The sequence below is a fragment of the Melioribacter sulfuriphilus genome, assembly GCF_052656625.1.
Genome location: NZ_JBQXXK010000004.1, coordinates 57,549 through 77,085 on the forward strand (window position 1 = coordinate 57,549; position 19,537 = coordinate 77,085).

The 19,537-nt window shown below is 36.3% G+C and carries 16 protein-coding genes; 7 read left to right on the forward strand and 9 right to left on the reverse strand.

What is annotated here, in order from left to right:
- Positions 1-212 precede the first annotated feature (212 nt).
- Positions 213-428 (forward strand): GIY-YIG nuclease family protein, encoded by a 216-nt coding sequence (locus ACUN8G_RS05850; protein WP_437346534.1) that lies wholly within the window; start codon positions 213-215, stop codon positions 426-428.
- 200 nt (positions 429-628) lie between these two features.
- Here ACUN8G_RS05850 and ACUN8G_RS05855 read toward each other — a convergent pair whose 3' ends face one another.
- Both ACUN8G_RS05855 and ACUN8G_RS05860 read right to left on the reverse strand, forming a co-directional pair.
- Entirely contained in the window at positions 629-1,957 is a 1,329-nt protein-coding gene (locus tag ACUN8G_RS05855) for a hypothetical protein (RefSeq protein WP_437346533.1), read from the reverse strand.
- Complete coding sequence (locus ACUN8G_RS05860; RefSeq protein ID WP_437346532.1) at positions 1,947-3,101, reverse strand: hypothetical protein; 1,155 nt, start codon at positions 3,099-3,101, stop codon at positions 1,947-1,949. The genes ACUN8G_RS05855 and ACUN8G_RS05860 overlap by 11 nt, the downstream gene beginning before the upstream one ends.
- 238 nt (positions 3,102-3,339) lie before the next feature.
- Between ACUN8G_RS05860 and ACUN8G_RS05865 the strand changes: the two genes are divergently transcribed.
- On the forward strand, positions 3,340-3,837 hold the full coding sequence (locus ACUN8G_RS05865; protein WP_437346531.1) for a YajQ family cyclic di-GMP-binding protein: 498 nt from the start codon (positions 3,340-3,342) through the stop codon (positions 3,835-3,837).
- Between the two features lie 41 nt (positions 3,838-3,878).
- Here the strand turns inward: ACUN8G_RS05865 and ACUN8G_RS05870 are convergent, their stop codons facing one another.
- Entirely contained in the window at positions 3,879-6,587 is a 2,709-nt protein-coding gene (locus tag ACUN8G_RS05870; protein WP_437346530.1) for a TonB-dependent receptor, read from the reverse strand.
- Between the two features lie 419 nt (positions 6,588-7,006).
- Here ACUN8G_RS05870 and ACUN8G_RS05875 point away from each other — a divergent pair, with 419 nt between their 5' ends.
- The 3 genes from ACUN8G_RS05875 to ACUN8G_RS05885 are packed head-to-tail and all read left to right on the forward strand — an operon-like array spanning position 7,007 to position 10,851.
- Positions 7,007-8,215, forward strand: coding sequence for an alkaline phosphatase family protein (locus tag ACUN8G_RS05875; protein ID WP_437346529.1), 1,209 nt, complete (start codon positions 7,007-7,009; stop codon positions 8,213-8,215).
- Position 8,216: 1 nt separating this feature from the next.
- Positions 8,217-9,500 carry a M16 family metallopeptidase gene (locus tag ACUN8G_RS05880; RefSeq protein WP_437346528.1) on the forward strand — a complete coding sequence of 428 codons (1,284 nt, stop codon included), beginning with the start codon at positions 8,217-8,219 and terminating at the stop codon, positions 9,498-9,500.
- Positions 9,493-10,851, forward strand: a complete 1,359-nt coding sequence (locus tag ACUN8G_RS05885) for a M16 family metallopeptidase (RefSeq protein WP_437346527.1) — start codon at positions 9,493-9,495, stop codon at positions 10,849-10,851. The genes ACUN8G_RS05880 and ACUN8G_RS05885 overlap by 8 nt, the downstream gene beginning before the upstream one ends.
- Here the strand turns inward: ACUN8G_RS05885 and ACUN8G_RS05890 are convergent.
- From ACUN8G_RS05890 to truA, 6 genes are read right to left on the reverse strand one after another with little or no spacing between them, the layout of a single operon-like run.
- Positions 10,848-11,837, reverse strand: coding sequence for a hypothetical protein (locus ACUN8G_RS05890; RefSeq protein WP_437346526.1), 990 nt, complete (start codon positions 11,835-11,837; stop codon positions 10,848-10,850). The genes ACUN8G_RS05885 and ACUN8G_RS05890 overlap by 4 nt on opposite strands.
- A gap of 17 nt (positions 11,838-11,854) precedes the next feature.
- Positions 11,855-12,634, reverse strand: coding sequence for an enoyl-CoA hydratase/isomerase family protein (locus tag ACUN8G_RS05895; protein WP_437346525.1), 780 nt, complete (start codon positions 12,632-12,634; stop codon positions 11,855-11,857).
- 11 nt (positions 12,635-12,645) lie between these two features.
- A complete protein-coding gene (locus ACUN8G_RS05900) occupies positions 12,646-13,236 on the reverse strand; it encodes a hypothetical protein (RefSeq protein WP_437346524.1) in 591 nt (196 codons plus the stop codon).
- Entirely contained in the window at positions 13,237-13,686 is a 450-nt protein-coding gene (locus tag ACUN8G_RS05905) for a DUF2231 domain-containing protein (RefSeq protein ID WP_437346523.1), read from the reverse strand.
- 16 nt (positions 13,687-13,702) lie between these two features.
- Positions 13,703-14,452 (reverse strand): SDR family NAD(P)-dependent oxidoreductase, encoded by a 750-nt coding sequence (locus tag ACUN8G_RS05910; RefSeq protein WP_437346522.1) that lies wholly within the window; start codon positions 14,450-14,452, stop codon positions 13,703-13,705.
- Positions 14,433-15,185, reverse strand: a complete 753-nt coding sequence (gene truA / locus ACUN8G_RS05915; protein WP_437346521.1) for a tRNA pseudouridine(38-40) synthase TruA — start codon at positions 15,183-15,185, stop codon at positions 14,433-14,435. The genes ACUN8G_RS05910 and truA overlap by 20 nt, the downstream gene beginning before the upstream one ends.
- A gap of 182 nt (positions 15,186-15,367) precedes the next feature.
- Between truA and ACUN8G_RS05920 the strand changes: the two genes are divergently transcribed.
- Positions 15,368-18,259 (forward strand): TonB-dependent receptor domain-containing protein, encoded by a 2,892-nt coding sequence (locus tag ACUN8G_RS05920; RefSeq protein ID WP_437346520.1) that lies wholly within the window; start codon positions 15,368-15,370, stop codon positions 18,257-18,259.
- A 16-nt stretch (positions 18,260-18,275) separates the two neighbouring features.
- Positions 18,276-19,505 carry a RagB/SusD family nutrient uptake outer membrane protein gene (locus ACUN8G_RS05925; RefSeq protein WP_437346519.1) on the forward strand — a complete coding sequence of 410 codons (1,230 nt, stop codon included), beginning with the start codon at positions 18,276-18,278 and terminating at the stop codon, positions 19,503-19,505.
- The last annotated feature ends 32 nt before the right edge of the window (positions 19,506-19,537 follow it).

The window sequence follows — 19,537 nt, forward strand, 5'->3', positions numbered from 1 at the left end:
TCCGGACAATCCAAATCTACTAATTCCGGCAAACCATGGAAGCTCGTCTTCCTTAAAGAATTTACCTCTCGATCCGATGCCATTAATCTTGAAATCAAAATCAAAAAACGTGGCATCAAAAGATTCCTCGACGACGTTATGCCCGGTTAGCGCGTGGCGCCCGAGGCGCCAAGGTCAACAGTTCGAATCTCTCCACCCCGACAAGATCTTCAATGGAAACTTTTTTTACATATATTATTTTCAGTCCTTCAAAGAACAGATTTTACGTCGGTTCCACAAACGACATCAATAGACGTCTAACTGAACACAATTCCGGACAATCCAAATCTACTAATTCCGGCAAACCATGGAAGCTCGTCTTCTTTAAAGAATTTACCTCCAGATCAGAAGCCATTAGTCATAAAATCAAAAAACGCCGTGTTAAATGATTCTCCAACCTTTATATTTTTACTTATCGTTTATCTATTCAACATTATTTAAAGTCTTTAACGGATATTTAATCAAATTTCTTGTCCCTCAGGAATAATACTATCTATTAATTAAAAGAGAAGACAACGGCAATTTAAAGGAGTAAAATGCATCTAAAAAGGAGCGCCTGTAAATTTATCAGGCGCTCTTAATTTTAAAATCAGCCTCCAGCCCCCTGATCATGTTTCGGAACCCATACCCATTGATCTCTTACTTTTTTATAGACTTTCAGATTTGCAGTAATCCGAGCAGAAGTTTCGCCAGCGTTAAGAGTCCCTGTTACAACTACTTTAAAACGCTGAACAACCGCTGACCATACCCACGTACCCCTTTGAGTTGGGAATTCCGGATTATAATGGTCTCTTGTTCCGTCACCATCCAGGTCGTCTTGATATTCGTCCGGTAATGCAGGTTGAGGCGAAGCAGTATAACTTATCGTTACTGCAAGGATATTTCCATTTTCGTCATAGCGTAGATCATAATCACCAAACACATCAATCTGAGAAATTAAGTTACGCACCCAACTTTCACTGACGGTTCCAGATAGTGGCGTTATGTTCAAAATCGGCGTGTATGAGTGACTTATTGTATTTCCCTTAGCAACTACCTGTTCGTTTGCATCAGGCTCGTTGGTGTTTACACTCGAAATTGAAAATGTACCATTGTCAGCAACAGTCCAGGATGAGAAACCTGTAATTTGAGTTGATGCAGAAGTACCTTCAGCATCAACCGTAGCAGTCCCCTTTACTTCCCATTCAAGAGTGGATGGGTTTAATCTGTATACAGATAACGCTTTCCCTGGGGTCGAAATATAAGGCAGAGGGAAAGAAACGGTAACAGGTTTTGCAAATGTAATCCCTGTCGGTTCAAAATTTGCAGCTGCAGTTATAACTTTATTAGATGTTGCAGGCAAAGGCACAACATTGTTTGATGTAATAGGTGCAACAGATATCTGCGTATCGGATGATAATGCTCCAGCAGGGACATCAACCGAAACTTGTTTTGTTGTTACAGCTTCAGTAGTAGTTGTACCAACCTGCCCTCCATTTGTAGCTGAAACCGATTTGGTCACCGATTTCAATTTAATTAAATAAGCAGTAGGCACCTGCGCTATATAATTATTCTTATCAATTGTCGCTGTTACCTTTTTAGCGCCGTATGATGCTGCCACTGCACTGACTTTTAGTTTAGCGCCTGGGACATTGGAAACGTCATATTGATAATTGCCAGTATTGTCTGTAGCAAGAGTAGTTAATATTTCTCCAGATTCATTTGCTAAAATAACTGTAGCTCCCTGAATTCCACCAAGAGTTACAGCATCTTTTACATAGCCGTTTAGAACCAGAGGTGCAGTCGGTTCAACAGGTGTTGGAGGAGCATTAACTATCGGCTCTGTTTTGGTACCCTCACATCCTGTGTAAGCAATCAGTGCAAACACAAGAAATATGGAAAGGATTATTGAAGCAAATAATGATTTTTTAGTGTACATACATACCCCTTTCATGGTTTGATATCAATTTCTTTTTTAATTCGTTTTTAATAAATGCAGGATTATAACTATAAAATTCTTTTTCAAAATAGTTGCCTGTATTATATGTCATTCCTACAAGAGAGGATATTTCTCCTTTTACCCGATATTCCCACCTGAAATTTTCTGCTGTTCTAATCCTAAAAAATGATGGAGTGGAATATTTTGAAGGGAAAATCGGTATCGAAAAATTAAATCCTCCATTTGTATTTCCATCATAAGAACGAACAGCAAAAAAGCCCAGTTCAGTTTCTCCAAATTGACGGTTAATATCGAGTCGAATACTTTTGTCTTTGTATAGGAATTTGCCCGTAGTTACTCCTACTGTAAGGTCATATTTATTTATTCGATACTTCATACTAATGTTATATGTAAAGAGATATAAATCGGAATAATAGTATTTATTTTGGTAGATTGACAAATATCCTGTATATCCGGCATTTCCTCTCAAAATTATGTTTCCATTGTTGAAGACTTTCATCATCGAAAAATCAGTTCCATACCTATTTTCCGTAAAATATCCGATTGTAGATGTAAAAAAAGTTGTTTCGCTTATTTTTAACGTTTGTCCAAGAGAAACAATTCCAGGCCTGATATAATCGCCTTCGCCTTTAAATTCGTTATAAATTGGAATAATCGTTTGTATATTCAGTTCCATTCCTTTCCACCACGATGTTCTTAGTTCAGGAATAATATTGACTTGAGCTCTTACTGGATTATCATAATCACCAAATTGCCCTTTGAACCCCGGGTGGATTGTTAAATCTGTGCGAAAGTCAGATTGATTTTCAGTATCCCTTTCAAAGTTTACTGAAGTATACGAAATAATTAAACTTTTTTCGAAGTCACTCCAATCCGTTGTGCCTTCCATCACAGAATAAAACAGACGATTATTGTATTTGACCTCAAGCATCGGAATTTTATTATTTAGCATAGTAATAACTACCATATCATATCCTTTATAATCCTTTATTATATTCATAACTTCGAATAGTCCATCAACATTAAATCTGTAGAGGCGATTTTCATACGCAATAGAAATTCTTGTCCCAACCACGCTTGCCGAAATATTTTCGAAGCCCCTACGACTTAATTCTTTAACCAAAGTCGCATTAGGTGAACCGAAATATGATAATGGAAGTAAAAAAAAAATTAAAATTACCCTAATGAACGTGTATTTCATATTGATGGAACTAACCCGTGATTAAGGAACTACCTGTTGACAGGACAATGCCCACTGATAATCCTATTATTTAGCGTGCAATATAGCATATATAATTTTTAATATCAAAATAAAATTGATTATTTTTTTGTAAAGAAATAATTTTTTATTTGGAGGTAAAATGCCTGATAATCATTCTTTTGATATTGTATCGATTATCGATTTTCAAGAAGTTGATAATGCAATAAACCAGGCTTTGAAAGAAATTCGCCAGCGATATGATTTGAAAGATTCGCAAACTGAAATTGAATTAAACAAAAAGGATAAGCTAATAAACATCAACACAAAAGACGATTATTCATTGAAACAATCTTATGATATTTTACAGAGTAAATTCATCAAGCGAGGTTTATCGATAAAAGCTATGAAACCAAATCAACCTTATGCAGCAGCAGGCGGAAGACTAAAACAAACTATAACATTACAAAGCGGAATTTCAAAAGAAAACGCCAAACTGATTACGAAGTTAATAAAAGAGAGCAAACTTAAAGTAACGACTCAAATTCAAGATGAACAGGTGCGTGTTAGTGCACCTAAAATTGACGACCTACAGAAAGTTATTCAGCTTATAAAAGATGCGGATTTCGACTTTCCTATTCAGTTCGTGAACTATAAATAAAAAAAGCCGTCCTTAATGGACGGCTTTTCTTCAGATAATCCTTAGAATCTGATTGAGAAACCAAGATTGAATGTTCTCGGTAACCCTGGGAAAATTTCAGCATCGTCAGCAGAGTGATTAACACCATTAGCTTTGTAAGCATTATAACTACTATTGTCAGTAGCATCCTGTACATATAACTCATCAAACAAATTGAATACATGTGCATAAATGGTTAAGTCCAATCCGTTGAATTCAAGAGGAATATTGTAATAGAAATGCAATTCAAACAGACTGAAAGCTGGAATTTTCCATACCTGTCCTCTGTCGTTTGCATTAGTTCTGGTAAATGGATCAAAATCAGCATAATACTCAGTATTATATCTCCATTGTAATTGAGCATTCATTCCCTGAACAGGCGATACTGTTACTCCAGCTGCAATCTGAGTTTGAGGTGCATCTCCAACTTTTAAGTCTTTTATATAGTAATTATAGGATTCTTGTTTATTAGTTTGGTAATCAACTACATAAACACCTGAGACATCATCAGTATACTTCCAGCTACCGAATGAACCAGCAGCATCAAAACGGAGTAAATTAGAAGCCTGGTATGCAAGCTCTAATTCCAGACCAGCATGAGTTGAATTGATACCATTTAGAAATACAAGTCCTTCCGAACCATCGGCATTGACCACGCCTCTTGATTGTGCTCTATCTTTCCAGATCGTGTAGTAAACATTTGCTTTAGCATTAAGTCTGTTATTAAAAGCTTTGTAATTGGTGCCTGCTTCAAATGAAAGAATTTTTTCATTCTTCGGATCTGTAATTTTAGCGCCGCTCCTATCGTCAATAACCTGATCGAATATTGGTACTCTGGCTATGTAACCTGCATTGGCATAAAAACTCAAATCTGTGCTATAACGGAAGCTAGCTCCACCCTTAACCTGATATCCGCCAATCCAGTCGGTTTCAGCGTACAATTCACCGCCGTCAGCAGCTTTTGTAAAATGATTTGTATGATCATATTTAATCATTGAATAACCGGCAGTTGCATAGTACGTTAATCGATCCTGGCTATATTCAGCTTGTGCAAAGGCTCCTGCCCAGCTAACAGTATTTGTAAAGAAATAATCGATTTTATCACCGAGTTTCTTGTAGTACTGATCTGGGGTATCAAAGTCGTTAGCTGAACTATAGAAATAATCGCCACCTAATAAGTCTCTTACTTCTCTGTAGTGTTCAATTTCGGCGTAACGTACATCGACACCGAATGATGTAGTAAGGTTTTCATTGACTTTGTAGAATGCTTTTGATATTCCACCAATAGTCCATTGATTATTCACACTATTTCTCAATATACCACGGGATAACGAAACTATATTACCATTTGCAAGAGTATCGAGATTTTTTATATTTCTGTCGATAGTAGCATTCCAATCTACTACTCTCTGTAGCAATGAATTATCAAAGACCATAGATCCGAATGTACCCGAACCACCTCCTGTACCGCCTGACCAGTATAGTGTTGTATAGAGTGAAAAATCTTTAGTTAAATTGGAATACCAGTTGAAGTTTACAATTGGTTTATGATAGTAATTTTCTCTTTCCATCAGGAAGTTCGGTGAATAGCGGTCATAAGAATTGTCGTTCCAGTATTGTTTTCCACTATATGAAGGATTAACAGAATTCCAGTTGGCATTATAAAGGATTCCCTGTTCAGCTAATTTGGGATCCTGGAGAATCGATTCGCTATAACCTAATTCTCTTGCTAATTCGTGAGAAAAAGTTGCGGCATTTAAACGATACGATCTTTGTCCGTGCCTTTGAGGAGCACCAGTAGCATAAATTTCAAGCCTGTTATTCTGATCTACCTGATAAGCAGCTCCAATGTAATATGCATAGGCATCTGTCCATGTACGATCGACTACGCCTTTGCCAGTCTTTTTAACACCCCCAAAAGTAAGCGCAAATTTATTGTTAATTAAACCAGTATGGACAAATAGTGTTTGTTTTGAAAAATCGCCACTACCTATTTCATTTTTGTAGAATACACCTCTTTTGGCAGCTGTAGGATCTGTAACAATGTTGATAACACCGCCAACCGATGGAGTAGCCAGAGTAACTGCAGTTAATCCTCTTTGTACCTGAATAGAGGAAGTAGCGTCACCAAGTCCATCCCAGTTCGACCAGTAGACCCATCCATTTTCCATGTCGTTGATCGGTACACCATTTATCATTATGGCAATATTTCTTTGATTAAATCCTCTCACATTAATACGTGCATCACCGGCACCACCACCATTATCGGTAGCAAATACCGAAGGCGTATAATTAAGTACAAGAGGTATATCTCGCGAACCTAAAATTTGTTCAATATTTTTTTTGTCAATATCTGTAAAAGCAACGGGAGTTTTTTGTTCTTTAGCACGGTCTGCTATTACTTCAACTGAAAGGGAGAATTCGTGTTCTTTCAGTGCGAAGTTTACTTCCATATTATTTGTAAGATTTACATCGTACTCAACTTTTTCATAGCCGATGTAGCTACATACTATGGTGTAACGGCCTTTCGGCGCTGTAATTTTGTATGAACCGTCTGCCTCGGAAGCAGCTCCAATTGTTGTACCTTTTAGAAATACATTTGCTCCGATAAGGGCTTCGCCATACTGCGATTTAACTACACCACTTATTGTGTAGTTCTGAGCCATCAAAAAAGTTGGTAATGTCAACAGCATTAATAATAATGCTGAAATACGGTAAAATGATTTACTCATAGTTTAACCTCTGTTTTTTGGGAAATTATATTTATTAATAAAAAGGTAAGTATATTCGAATTGCTAATTATCATGTAAGATTTAATTTGACTTAAATTAATATTCATAAATTTTCTGAGCTAAAAAATTATCCCGACTCCACTAATAAAATTTCACTTAACTATTATTATTTCTCAGCAACTAATATGATGGGAATTAATTTCATTTTCAACTTGCTTAATAATACTTAACGATTTCTTAATACCCTATGGAATTTATTTCGCTCTTTTGAAAATAGGAAAATACTTTTAAATGAGGAAAAAAAATCTTCTAATTTTCAATTACCAATTTAAATTTTTATTTTTTGAAATCATCTAAATATTCGTAAAAATATTTTTTTATATATTTCTGAATTACTTTGATAGTTATATGAGGCTCATATGAGGCGATACATTATCCTTTTATCATTATTTTTTACTTCTCTTGTTTACACATCAGATAAGCCATATGTAATTTTAATTTCATTTGACGGTTTTAGATGGGATTACCTGGACAGAGGATTAACGCCAAATCTAAACAACCTGGCAAACTCAGGAGTAAAAGCTCTCTCTTTAAGACCAGCATTTCCATCCAAAACTTTTCCAAATCACTTTTCAATAATTACCGGTATGTATCCCGACAACCATGGAATAATCGGAAATTATTTTAGAGATACAATCAAAAATAGAGAATATTCCCTCAGCGATACTGCGGCAATAAAGGAGTCTTTCTGGTACCTTGGAGAAGCCTTCTGGGAAACTGCAGAGAGAAACGGTATTATTACTGCAAGCTATTTCTGGCCTGGCTCGGAAATCTCTTTAGATTATAGACACCCAACTTATTTTGAGAAATACGATCACAATCGAAGTTACCAAGAAAAAGTAAAAGGCATTGTCGATTGGCTGAAAATGCCTGCCAATAGACGCCCACACTTCATTACACTTTATTTTCACGATACTGATACCTACGGACACGACTTTGGGCCAAATTCACCCGAAATAAATCGAGCAATTGCCAGACTCGATTCTGTTGCTGCACATCTTCTCAACGAGATTTATAAAACCGAGCTTAAAGATAGTATTAACCTTATTTTCGTTTCCGACCACGGAATGACCGCTATTGATCAGGAAAAAATAATCAATATTGAATCGATCATTGAGGAATATAAATGCAATTTCCAGTACGACGGTCCTATTATGTTCGTTAATCCACCGTCAGACAAAGTTGAAGAAGTTTATAAAACTCTGAAAAAGTCCGAAAATCATTTCACAGTATATAAAAAAGAAGAAATGCCAGACTATTTTCATTTTAGTACTCATCCATTTATTTATAGAATAGTTATCGTTGCAGATTTAGGCTGGAGTCTCCGCACAAATAAAGAGCCCAAATGGTTGAGCAAAACAAAAGGAAATCATGGCTACGATAATAATTTACTCGACATGCACGGTATATTTCTGGCATATGGTCCCGCATTTAAAACTAATTATAAAACTGGAACCTTATGGAATATCGATATTTACCCCCTTCTTTGCAAAATTTTCGGAATATCGCCACGTTCAAATATCGACGGTAAGCTCGAACGGATCGAATTTATATTAAAGGAGAAATGAAATGTCCGGAAATATCTTCAATATAAATTACAGCAAACACTTTCTACAAAATGGACTTGAAATAATACTTTTTCAGGATAGAACTGTACCGACAGTATCAGTAAACATCTGGTATAAAGTAGGTTCAGCAAATGAAGTTCCGGGCAAAACTGGTTTTGCTCATCTGTTCGAACACATGATGTTTCAGGGTTCCAAGCACGTGCCTAAGGAAGGTCATTTCAAATTCATCGAGGAAGCAGGCGGGAGCTTAAATGGCTCAACTTCATTCGACAGAACAAATTATTACGAAACTGTACCGGCAAATTATCTCGAACTAGCGCTCTGGCTCGAATCTGACCGTATGGGTTTCTTACTCGATGCGCTAAACCAAGAAAAGCTCGACAATCAGAAAGAAGTCGTAATGAATGAGAGACGACAACGCTATGAAAATCAGCCATATGGACTGGCATGGGAATTAATTTTCTCGAATCTCTTTCCGCCAGATCACCCCTACTCGTGGCCTACCATCGGCTGGATGAAAGACATTGAAAATTTCAGTCTCGATGACGTTAAGGATTTTTTCAAGAAATATTATAAACCTTCTAACGCAACGCTTGCTGTTGGCGGGAATTTCGAAAAGGAAGAAGCAATTGATTTAATTGTTAAATATTTCGGCGAAATACCAGGTGGCGCTAAACCAGAATTACCTGTTTCTGAACAGATTTCGTTGAGTAAAACAAAAAAAGTTGTGCACCCCGATAATATTGAGCTCCCAAGAATTTATTTAGCATGGCATTCCGATAAAATATTTGGAGACGACGATGCCTCGCTTGATATTCTTGCCGATGTTCTATCGTCAGCTAAAAGTTCACGCCTTCAAAAGTCGTTAGTCTTCGAAAAGCAAATCGCACAAGATGTTAATGCATTTCAGTTTTCCGCTCGTCTTGCTGGTGTGTTCATTATTGTGGCTACTGCAAAGCCAGGCGTTTCAACAAATGAACTAAAAGAAGAAATTTTCCGTCAAATTGATCAATTAATAAAAAGTGGAATTACTCTTGAAGAGCTAGACAGAGCAAAGAACTCTATAAAATCTCATTACGTTTATTCGTTACAAAAAATCGACAACATAGTCGACCAGCTTAATCTTTATAACTATCATTTGGGTGAGCCCAACTCGTTTGAATATGACCTGGAAAGATATTCAAATGTAAGTAGCTCTAAAGTGCAGCAAACTGCAAACAAATATTTATCCAACGACTATGTAGAATTGCATATCGTTCCGAAAGAGGGAGGTTTAAATGTTTGACAGATCAACACCACCTAAACCCAAATCAAAAATCGATTTCAATCTACCCGAAATAGAAAAATTTAATGCGGGTAATAATATAATTTATTATTCTAAAAAAGTTAAACTACCAATTGTACAGCTTAACATTATCATAGAAGTGGGTAGCTGCCTGGATCCAGTTGACAAAAAAGGCCTCGCTTTACTGACTTCGTTGTTGATAGACGAAGGAGCAGGTAAATATGATTCATTCGAACTAAACGATGAATTTGAAAAGCTGGGTACGGTTTTAAGTATCAATGTAAATCACGACACATTCTCTTTCTCGATGCTTTCATTAAGTGAAAATTTTGAAAAGTCGTTTGCCCTCCTTACAGAAATTTTAAATAGTCCCAGTTTGAAAGCCGAAGACTTCGAAAGGGAGAAAAAGAAACTCAAGAGTAAAATCATTCAACTAAAAAAAGAACCTTCTTACATCGCGAACACAGCATTCGACAAAATAATTTTTGATGGCACCTATTACGCATACCCAGAAATTGGATATCTCGAAACATTGGAAAACATAACGATTGATGATGTAAAAGAATATTATCAAAAATACATTCAAAATAATAGATTAAATTTAACAGTAGTAGGTAATGTATCTAAAGATAACATCGTCAGCCTGGTAAACAAAAATTTTTCTGGCAGGCAAGAATTAAACAACGAACAGTTTATAGAACCTACTTTAGCACAAAAGACAAAAATATACATTGTCGATAAGAAGGAAGCTCCTCAAACTGAATTAAGAATTGGTCACATAGGTAGCAAACGCAACGAAGAGACTTATTACTCGATAAAATTAATGAATACAATTTTAGGTGGCGACTTTTCGAGCAGAATAAATTTAAATCTCAGAGAAAAAAAAGGATTTACCTACGGAGCCGGCTCAGTATACAATTATCATAAAAATGCCGGATTTTTTGAAGTCTTTACTGCCGTTAATACTGAAAACACTGGCGAATCGATTTATGAAATAATCAAAGAAATTAATGGTATTAAAGATAAAATCGAAGAGGACGAGATTAATTTTGCCAAATCGTATCACACAAAAAAGTTTCCTTCACTTTTTGAAACTTATACTCAATTAGCAAAAAATATCACACCGTTAATAATACATAAACTGGATACGAATTATTATCAGAATTACATTGAAAAAATTAATTCAGTCAAAGACGAAGAGATACTTAATGCGGCAAAGCAATATTTGCACCCGAATAATCTTGTTATTGTAGCTGTTGGAGACAGGAATAAAATTTACGATCAAATAAAAGGATTCGGTGCGGAGATTCTTATAATTGATGAAACTGGTAATGTCTTAGAGACCAATTAAATCACAGGCACTATTCTGTATCCCTTTTTGCGGTATTTGTCGAATTCGGGTTTGATAACCTTGAAATTTTCTGGGGTGATCAAAAACACTTTAGTTTTGTCACCTGTTTTATCTTCGCAATAGTATTTAAACCGTGAGACTAATTCGTCTTTATCTTCATCGTCAAGCAGTATAAAATCAGAATTAATTTTTAGTGCAATCCCTTTCTTATTAAACTTTTCCTCGACGTAATTAAAAACCGGTGAATTATAGAGTTCAGAATTTTTATCAATCATAAAAAAAAGCGCGTGGGGGAAATCGATTCTAATTTTGTCAATTGCATTGTCGATAACTTTTTTATGCGAACGAATTTTGATTCTATAATCAGATGAAATTTCGTCATTCATTAGTACGACATAATCTTTATCGTATTTATCGATCGAATCGGCGGCAATTTTAGATTCCTCAGAAGGAATAAATCCGACAGCGAAACGATACGGCATATTGAGTATATCTGTAAATTCGGTATTGTCAGTTTCCACATCATAAAATATAAAAGCCAGATTATTTTGTTCTCTTTTAATTTTAGGGTCGGGAATTAAATCCGCCAGTAATTTCAGTTTTTCATTCGAATAGACGCGGAGTTCCGTCTCTCCGTAGATCTTTTTTTCTTCCGACACAAAGCTTGTCATATCATTTTCAATGGCATATTCGAGGTCTCTTAAGATTAGAGGAATCGGCAAGTCCTCTGGCAAATGTACAATGATTTTATGATGAATCGAATCTTCGTTGCTTATTTTTATTTTCTTTTTACTAATCCAATCTTTATCAATTCCGTGGTTATCCAAAATTGCGTTAAAAACCGAGTCGATAACTTGTACCTCGAATTCTCCAACCACATGGTCAATGCTATTGTTCTGCTTATTTAAGAATAAGTCGACGGATAGATTAATAATTAGTAATATGACAGCAGTTCCGATAAGATAATAGGTTAATTTATAATTCATGGATTACTTGGTAAGTCTTATTTGTTTTTAAATTGCGCTTTTCTTTTTTCGATAAATGCAGAAGTTCCTTCCTTAAAATCTTCAGTTTCTGTACAAAGCGCAAAAAGGCGGCTTTCATTTTTCATTTCTTCCTTGCGTAGAGTCGAATTCGTTCTAACGGATTCAAGTGCATATTTAACTATCAGACTACTCTTAGAAGCGATCTTTTCGCCAATATTTTTTGCAGTTTCGAGCAATTCTTCATGCGGTGTAATTTTGTTTACAAGTCCTATTCTTAATGCTTCGTTTGCATCGATCATATCTCCCGTCAAAATCATTTCGAGAGCTTTTGATTTGCCTGTAATTTCCTTAAGACGCACAGTACCACCATAGCCAGGAATAATTCCAAGATTAATTTCAGGTTGGCCGAAACGCGCGTTTTCCGATGCAATTCTTATATGACAGGACATTGCCAATTCGCATCCGCCGCCGAGCGCATATCCATTTACTGCAGCTATGACAGGCTTATCAAAATTTTCTATATAATTAAAAATGTCCTGACCGTTCCTTGAAAATGCTTCAGCTTCATCTTTGTTTAATTTATTTAGTTCTGTTATATCGGCTCCAGCTACGAAGGCTTTATCGCCCGAACCCGTAATTATCACCACTGCAATAGACGAATCTTCTTCGATCATGTTAAAAACAGTACGCAGCTCATCGAGTGTCCCGATATTTAATGCATTCAGCTTGTCAGGTCTGTTAATTTTTACGATTCCTAATTTTCCTTCCCTGTTGAAAATTATGTTTTCTAAATCCATCTTTTCTTCCTCTATATTTTAACAAATATTGGGATTGTAGCTTTAAAGACAAACGACAGATACTGATTGTCCGGCAAATAGTTATAATACGTCATTACATCAAGAATAAACATTGAAAAGCCTCCACCAATTTGAAACCCAAATTTCGATTTACCTTCGGTAAAATTCTGCCTGTTTTTATCTTCTTTAAAGATATGAGAATTTTCAAAATATGAATATTGAATACCCGCATCAACCAGCGGCATAAGCAAGGCAACGTTTTCTACAAGTGGGGGGAAATAATATCTTATTCCAGCAGCCAGAAAAATCATATTACTCGAATAAGATGCATAATCCGTTTTCTTGTAGAGCGTTTGTTTACCTGGGTAATGCTGATATCCAAGCGTTGAGTAAAAAAAGAATGGGACCAACAAATTATCTGTGTAGAGGAGTGAAGTTTCCGCTCCTACACCAATGTTATTCTTATCGGAAAAATTTCCAACTGGGAACTTCGGGCCAACTCCTAACGACATAAACAAACCTTTAGCATCGCCGAAGCTCGTCGGTTGCGCATTATTTGTTACTGAAAAAAATAATAACATTAACAGTAAGAATATCTTCATTTACACACCAAATAATTTGGTTCCGACTCCGAATTTATAAACCAATTCGCCGCCGTAATATGCAGTAGCAATTATTAACGCCATACCAATAATAGCAAAAAAAAGAATAAATAAATTGTGATAAAACAGGTCTTTGTTTTTCTTAATTGTATAAAATCGATAAAAAAGGAGAGTAGAGCAAAGCCATATGAAGAGTGAAGAATAGAGCTCGTGGCGCTTTATAGTCTGTTGCAATTCTGTATTTTGAATTATTTTTTGATTTATTTTCTGGGTTTCCATATTACCAGTCAATACGGCTGCAGTTGAAAAAACTATAACCAGCAATAAGAAAATTAGTGCCAATTTACTCATATTCTTTTTACCGGCAATAATACCCGCAACATCGACAACAAAATAGACCGAATACAATACAATCGGGAAATGAACAAAGAGTGGATGAACAGTTTCCATAAAATTTCCTTTCCGATTAGCCGCAGAGCACACTACCGCCATTGACATTAAGGATTTCGCCGTTGATATGCGCTGCTAAATCAGATGCAAGAAATAAAACAGGTCCAGCTATATCTTCCGCAGTTGCAATTTTGCCAAGTGGAATAGTATTAATTATTTCCTGTTTATATTTTTCGTCTGCAAAAACTTCATTGTTCATCTCTGTATCAACCCAGCCGGGGGCTACAGAATTAACAGTGATACCAAACTTTGCCAGTTCAACAGCCAACGATTTTGTAAACGAGATCATACCGCCTTTTGTGGCAGCGTAATGGGAATGGTATGCTTCACCGCGTTGCCCTGCCGTAGAAGAAATTAAAATTATTCTGCCGTATTTATTTTTTTTCATATACGGTATAACAGCTTTTGTAAATAAAAAAGCCGATGTAAGATTAATCCGAATAATTTCGTTCCATTTATCGAGAGTTAATCTGTCAATCGTACCATCGTTCCAGATGCCTGCATTGTGAACAAGTATGTCAATTCCCCCAAAATCTTCAGCCGTCTGCTCAACCATCTTGAATATTTCATTTTCAGATTCCATATCCACGCGATAAGCTTTTGCTTTCCCCTGAAGTTGTGTCTCTAATTTTTTTGCACGTTCGACTGCAGTTTTATATGTGAATGCTACTCTTCCGTTGGCATGCGTAAAATATTTCACACATGCCTCGCCTATTCCGCGTGAACCACCTGTTACTATGGCCACTTTATTTTTTAAATCGATCATTGTACCTCACTTTATATAAAAATAAACCTTTGGCAGGCAAAGCTTCGCCCGCTGCAGTTCTATCCTTTTCTTCCAATATTTTTTTTAGGTATTCAATACTATAATTATTAATAGCTGCTTTCAACAATGTACCTACAATAGAACGTACCATACCGTGTAAAAACCTGTCGGCTGTAATGGCAAAAAGTGTAATGTCTGTTTTTCTGAACCATTTAATTTCTCTAACTTCACAAAATTTGTTTTGTACAGAAGACCCGGCCTTACAAAATGATGTAAAATCTATCTTTCCGCAAAATACACTGCTTATAACATTGAGAAAGTTTATATCAATGTTACGTATGGGCGGATACAAATAGGAGTATCTCAAATAAAAAGGAGATTTTATGTGACTGAATAAATAAATATATTTTCGTTCCTTCGCATCGTATCTTGAATGAAAATTTTCATCTACCTGTTCAATTTTTTTAATTGCTATATCTTCTGGCAAAAGAGAATTTAAAGAATAGGTAAATTTATTTATATCAATTTCCTTTTCATATCTAAAATTTGCAACTTGTCCCAGAGCATGTACTCCTGAATCCGTCCTTCCTGAACCAATAAGATTAACTTTTTCTTTTAAAATAATCTCAATAGCATCAATTATTTTTTGCTGCACAGAAATTTTATTCCTCTGTACTTGCCAGCCAAAATAATTAGTACCGTCGTATTGAATAGTAAGTTTATAATTGTACATTATTGCTTAAAAAATCAATGCATTTCAAAATTACATCAAATGAGATTGATATACTAATACTTTCTTGTTGTTTTTTTTATATGATAACATTAAATTGCAAAAAAATTGGGCAGCAAGAAAAATAAAATTTATGGCTCAACATAACTAAACAAATATACTTATTAACAAATTGAGGGGTGAGTATGAAAAATAAGATACCACTTCTATTATTAATCCTTTTGCTTCCCATTAATCTAATGGCACAAAACACATTCAGAATTATGGGAACGGTAACCGATACATACGGAGAGCCGTTGATCGGCGCAAATGTCTATATTCCTGCCCTAAATGCTGGTGCTGCTACGGATATGGCAGGAAAATATGTAATAGAACTTTCAAAGGAAATCGCTAAAGGACAGCAAGTAGTTCTAAATGTTACGTATGTGGGTTATAAAGCCCAATCAGTAACATTAACACTTGCTGGGAATTCCATCCAACAAGATTTTGTATTGGAAGAAGATGTATTTGAAAGTGAAACAATCGTCGTTACAGGTATTGCATCGAAAACTTCCAAAGCAGTAGCCGAAGTTGCAGTTTCGAGAGTTCCCGCTGCTCAGCTAGCCGAGATACAAAGTTACCAGGGATTATCACAATTAGTCTCAGGTAAAATTGCCGGTGTTCAGGTTGCACCTTCATCTGGAAATGTCGGCGGCGGATTCCGTTTCTTCGTAAGAGGTGGCGGCGGATTGAATGGTGATGAACAACCTGTAATTTACATCGATGGTATACGTGTAGAAGATGCAGAAATTGAGGGCTATGGTGTTGGTGGTCAGGGTTCGAGTATTCTGGCTAATTTGAACGTACAGGATATCGAAAATATTGAAGTACTCAAAGGACCTGCCGCAGCTGCAATGTATGGTACAGACGGTTCGAATGGCGTTGTGTTGATTACAACAAAATCGGGAAAACTGGGCGCAGGTTTAAAACCTTACTCAATTACCTATAAATATGACTACGGTTACAATACACAGGCATACAAATTCAAAAAAGACCGTTTCGAAAGTGCTGATCGTGCAAATGGTATTTATCAGGACGGTTTAATTAGAAATCACTATGTTAATTTCTCCGGCGGCACTGGTGTACTTCGTTATTATGCTTCTTACGAAAATCGGCTCGAAAATGGCATTCTTCCTAATTCCTCTATGGATAGGTCGTCGGTAAGATTAAATCTTTCGGCTTATCCGACAGAAAAATTGACATTCCAATTAAACTCTGCGTTCATATTTAACGATATTCAGCGACCGAATAATGATAACAATATATATGGCTGGTTGGGTAATACATTATTACGTCTCTGGTATTTCACAGATAGCACTTCGGTAGCCAGTATAAAAGATCTTAACAAAAACAATCAGTACCTTGGCTCTTTCAAGATTACCTGGAAACCGATTGAGAACCTCGAACTGAATGCTGGCGTAGGCATTGACGACAACGATTGGCGTCAGGATCAAATATTCCCTGTTACTGGCAGCTATTCAACTATCAACAAGGGACAAAAAAGCATTTATAACAGACACAATCGTCAGTTTACGTACGATTTAAATGCTCGTTATAATTATGACATAGCAAAAGAACTGAAAGGCTCATCCGTAATTGGTAGCCAAATACTGGACAGCAAAGTAACAACAAGTTTTATGTCTGCCGAAAATTTTGGTAGTCAATATATTATGAATATCGGTTCAGGTCTGACGATTAATGAATACGACGAAGGATTCAGCCATCTCCGCCAGGCAGGCATCTATATTGACAACAATTTCTCGTACAAAGATCAGTACTTTTTGACCCTGGCTATTCGAAGAGATTATGCCAGTACAATAGGTGAAAATGCACCTGCTATAACATATCCGAAGGTAAGTCTCGCCGTAAGAATGGATAAATATGATTTCTTCCCGGAATTCTTTGACCTATTTAAGTTAAGAGCAGCTTATGGTGAAAGTGGGCAACTTCCAGGTACTGATGATGCTATACCATTACTCTGGCAAGCATATAACGGCGGAGCAGGTATAGGTGGCATTTTGAATTCAATCGGTAATACAAACATTGAACCTGAAAGAATTAAAGAATTCGAAATTGGTTTTGATACAGAATTCTTAAATATGTTTGCACTCGAATTTACTTACTTTAACGGCAACGCAAAGAACTCAATAATTTACAAAAACAATCCACCTTCATCTGGACTTACTGCCAGCACAGTGCCTTTCAATATTGGCGCAATGAAGAATCACGGATTTGAAACACTGTTGCAAATAAACCCGATTAAAGGGAGGGATTATAATCTGGACGTAAATATAATCTGGAATTACCAGACAAACGAAGTAACTGATATGGACGGCCAGGAAATTCCCGATGGATTTGATGTAAATTATATTAAAGAAGGTATGAAAAAGCATGAGTTCTATACTTTTAAAACAGTCGGTGCTCGCTTTGATGAAAGTGGTAAATATTTAGGTCCCCAGGTTTCAGAAGATCGTGTAGACCTCGGTAATCCAATTCCAGATCATACAGGCTCAATTAGCTTTAATTTCCGCTTCCTGAAGAATTTTAACTTATATGCCCTGGCAGAATGGGGACTGAATAACAAGGTTTATAACCTCACAAGACAATTTGCAATTCAATTCGGCAACGATACTGAATATAATATATTGAGAGCTAAATTGGGACTTTCTTCTTCTCATACCGAAGTAACACCACTTGAAGTTGGTTCTCCCGAATATAAAGCTGCTGCAGAACAATATGCAAAATTGTCCATTAGTTACGACGGCAACTTTATTGAAGATGCGGATTATTTTACAGTCAGAGAAGTAAGTTTGAGTTACGACTTTACTGAATTGTTTAGTCAGTACTTACATACCTCTACTTATCTCCAGAGAGTTGTGGTAGGATTTTCTGTACGCAACCTTCTTAAACTGACTAAATACAGCGGCGCTGACTACGAACTTAATTTTGATGGCGGCAGAAGTCTTAGCCGCGGCAGCGACTTCCTGACATTGCAAAATCCAAGAACTTATACATTCTGGGTACAACTCGGATTATAAAAAGGGAGAATTTAATATGAAAAGAAAATATATATCATTGTTATTTCTCTTCGTATTTACAGCTCTATTTGTATCTTGCGAAGATTATGTATCGAACGTAGATCCCCTTGTCGATGCGGTTGAAGACGAGGTGTTAACTAATGAATCTGAAGTCCAGTTTCTTATTATTGGCATTCAAAATGAATTTGCTCTTGCTACAGATGATTTATTCATAGCCGCTGATGGACTTTCAGATCAGCTTTTCTTTACAAGAAACGTTCCCAATGCAACCTACCCAACTTACGAACAAATTGATATTGGAGAAATACTGCTGGATAACAATTCGATCGATAATGCATTTGATCCATTACAAAGATTTCGTAAATATGCCGATACTTTGATTGCACGTCTGGATAAAATTACATTCCAAGATACCGACTTACAAAAAGAAGGATATTTTAATGCTTATTTGTACGGTGCAATAGCAAGATATTATCTGGCTACATACTTCGGATTGACAGAAACACAAGGAGGCGGAGTAATCAATGTTGGGCCTTTCATACCTTCAAATCAGATGTATGATCTGGCAATTGAACGATTTAAGACAGCCTTAACTTACGCACCAGGAGATTACGAAACTCGCCTTGTGAATTCTCTCATTGCTCGCTGCTATCTCTTCAAAGGCGACTACGTCAATGCAGCAACATATGCGCAACAGGGTCTATTAAAGGGAGATGCTCCACTCGAAGCCAAATATAGCACGCTTAGCGACAATAACTATAGAGTACAGGCTGGTGAATTACGCTCCCAGTTTGTAGTAGATTTTCGTTTCAATCAGTATATAAACCAGGATCCCACAGAAGCAGGTCGTATCCAATTGAAGACTCGTAAAGGTGGTGATGGAGTAATTTATTATTATCAATACAAATACAAATTGGATGCAACCGGTCTGGTATCAAGCATCCCAATCATGACATGGCAGGAAAATAATTTAATGAAAGCCGAATTAATATTGAGAGGCGCAATGTCCGGCGATGCAGTTGCTCTTGTCAACGAAGTAAGGGAGTCACATTCAGTTTCAACTATTAGCACAATCAGTCTCGACACTACTTCGCCATCAATAGTAGAAGAAAGGGATAAAGAACTTTTCTGCCAGGGAATGAGGCTCCCCGACCAGAGAAGATTTAATATTTTCCATATGCCGGGTAAATGGCAATACCTGCCTATTACACAGAACGAAAGAGTGAGAAATCCCAATCTTCAATAATCTTTAAGAAGGAGGCGGATTTAATTCCGCCT

Coding starts and splice junctions, on each gene's coding strand:
- ACUN8G_RS05900 (WP_437346524.1), bottom strand. CDS start 13,236: ATGAAGATATTCTTACTGTTAATGTTATTATTTTTTTCAGTAACAAAT.
- ACUN8G_RS05855 (WP_437346533.1), bottom strand. CDS start 1,957: ATGTACACTAAAAAATCATTATTTGCTTCAATAATCCTTTCCATATTT.
- ACUN8G_RS05925 (WP_437346519.1), top strand. CDS start 18,276: ATGAAAAGAAAATATATATCATTGTTATTTCTCTTCGTATTTACAGCT.
- ACUN8G_RS05895 (WP_437346525.1), bottom strand. CDS start 12,634: ATGGATTTAGAAAACATAATTTTCAACAGGGAAGGAAAATTAGGAATC.
- ACUN8G_RS05865 (WP_437346531.1), top strand. CDS start 3,340: ATGCCTGATAATCATTCTTTTGATATTGTATCGATTATCGATTTTCAA.
- ACUN8G_RS05885 (WP_437346527.1), top strand. CDS start 9,493: ATGTTTGACAGATCAACACCACCTAAACCCAAATCAAAAATCGATTTC.
- truA (WP_437346521.1), bottom strand. CDS start 15,185: ATGTACAATTATAAACTTACTATTCAATACGACGGTACTAATTATTTT.
- ACUN8G_RS05905 (WP_437346523.1), bottom strand. CDS start 13,686: ATGGAAACTGTTCATCCACTCTTTGTTCATTTCCCGATTGTATTGTAT.
- ACUN8G_RS05870 (WP_437346530.1), bottom strand. CDS start 6,587: ATGAGTAAATCATTTTACCGTATTTCAGCATTATTATTAATGCTGTTG.
- ACUN8G_RS05920 (WP_437346520.1), top strand. CDS start 15,368: ATGAAAAATAAGATACCACTTCTATTATTAATCCTTTTGCTTCCCATT.
- ACUN8G_RS05910 (WP_437346522.1), bottom strand. CDS start 14,452: ATGATCGATTTAAAAAATAAAGTGGCCATAGTAACAGGTGGTTCACGC.
- ACUN8G_RS05880 (WP_437346528.1), top strand. CDS start 8,217: ATGTCCGGAAATATCTTCAATATAAATTACAGCAAACACTTTCTACAA.
- ACUN8G_RS05875 (WP_437346529.1), top strand. CDS start 7,007: ATGAGGCGATACATTATCCTTTTATCATTATTTTTTACTTCTCTTGTT.
- ACUN8G_RS05890 (WP_437346526.1), bottom strand. CDS start 11,837: ATGAATTATAAATTAACCTATTATCTTATCGGAACTGCTGTCATATTA.
- ACUN8G_RS05850 (WP_437346534.1), top strand. CDS start 213: ATGGAAACTTTTTTTACATATATTATTTTCAGTCCTTCAAAGAACAGA.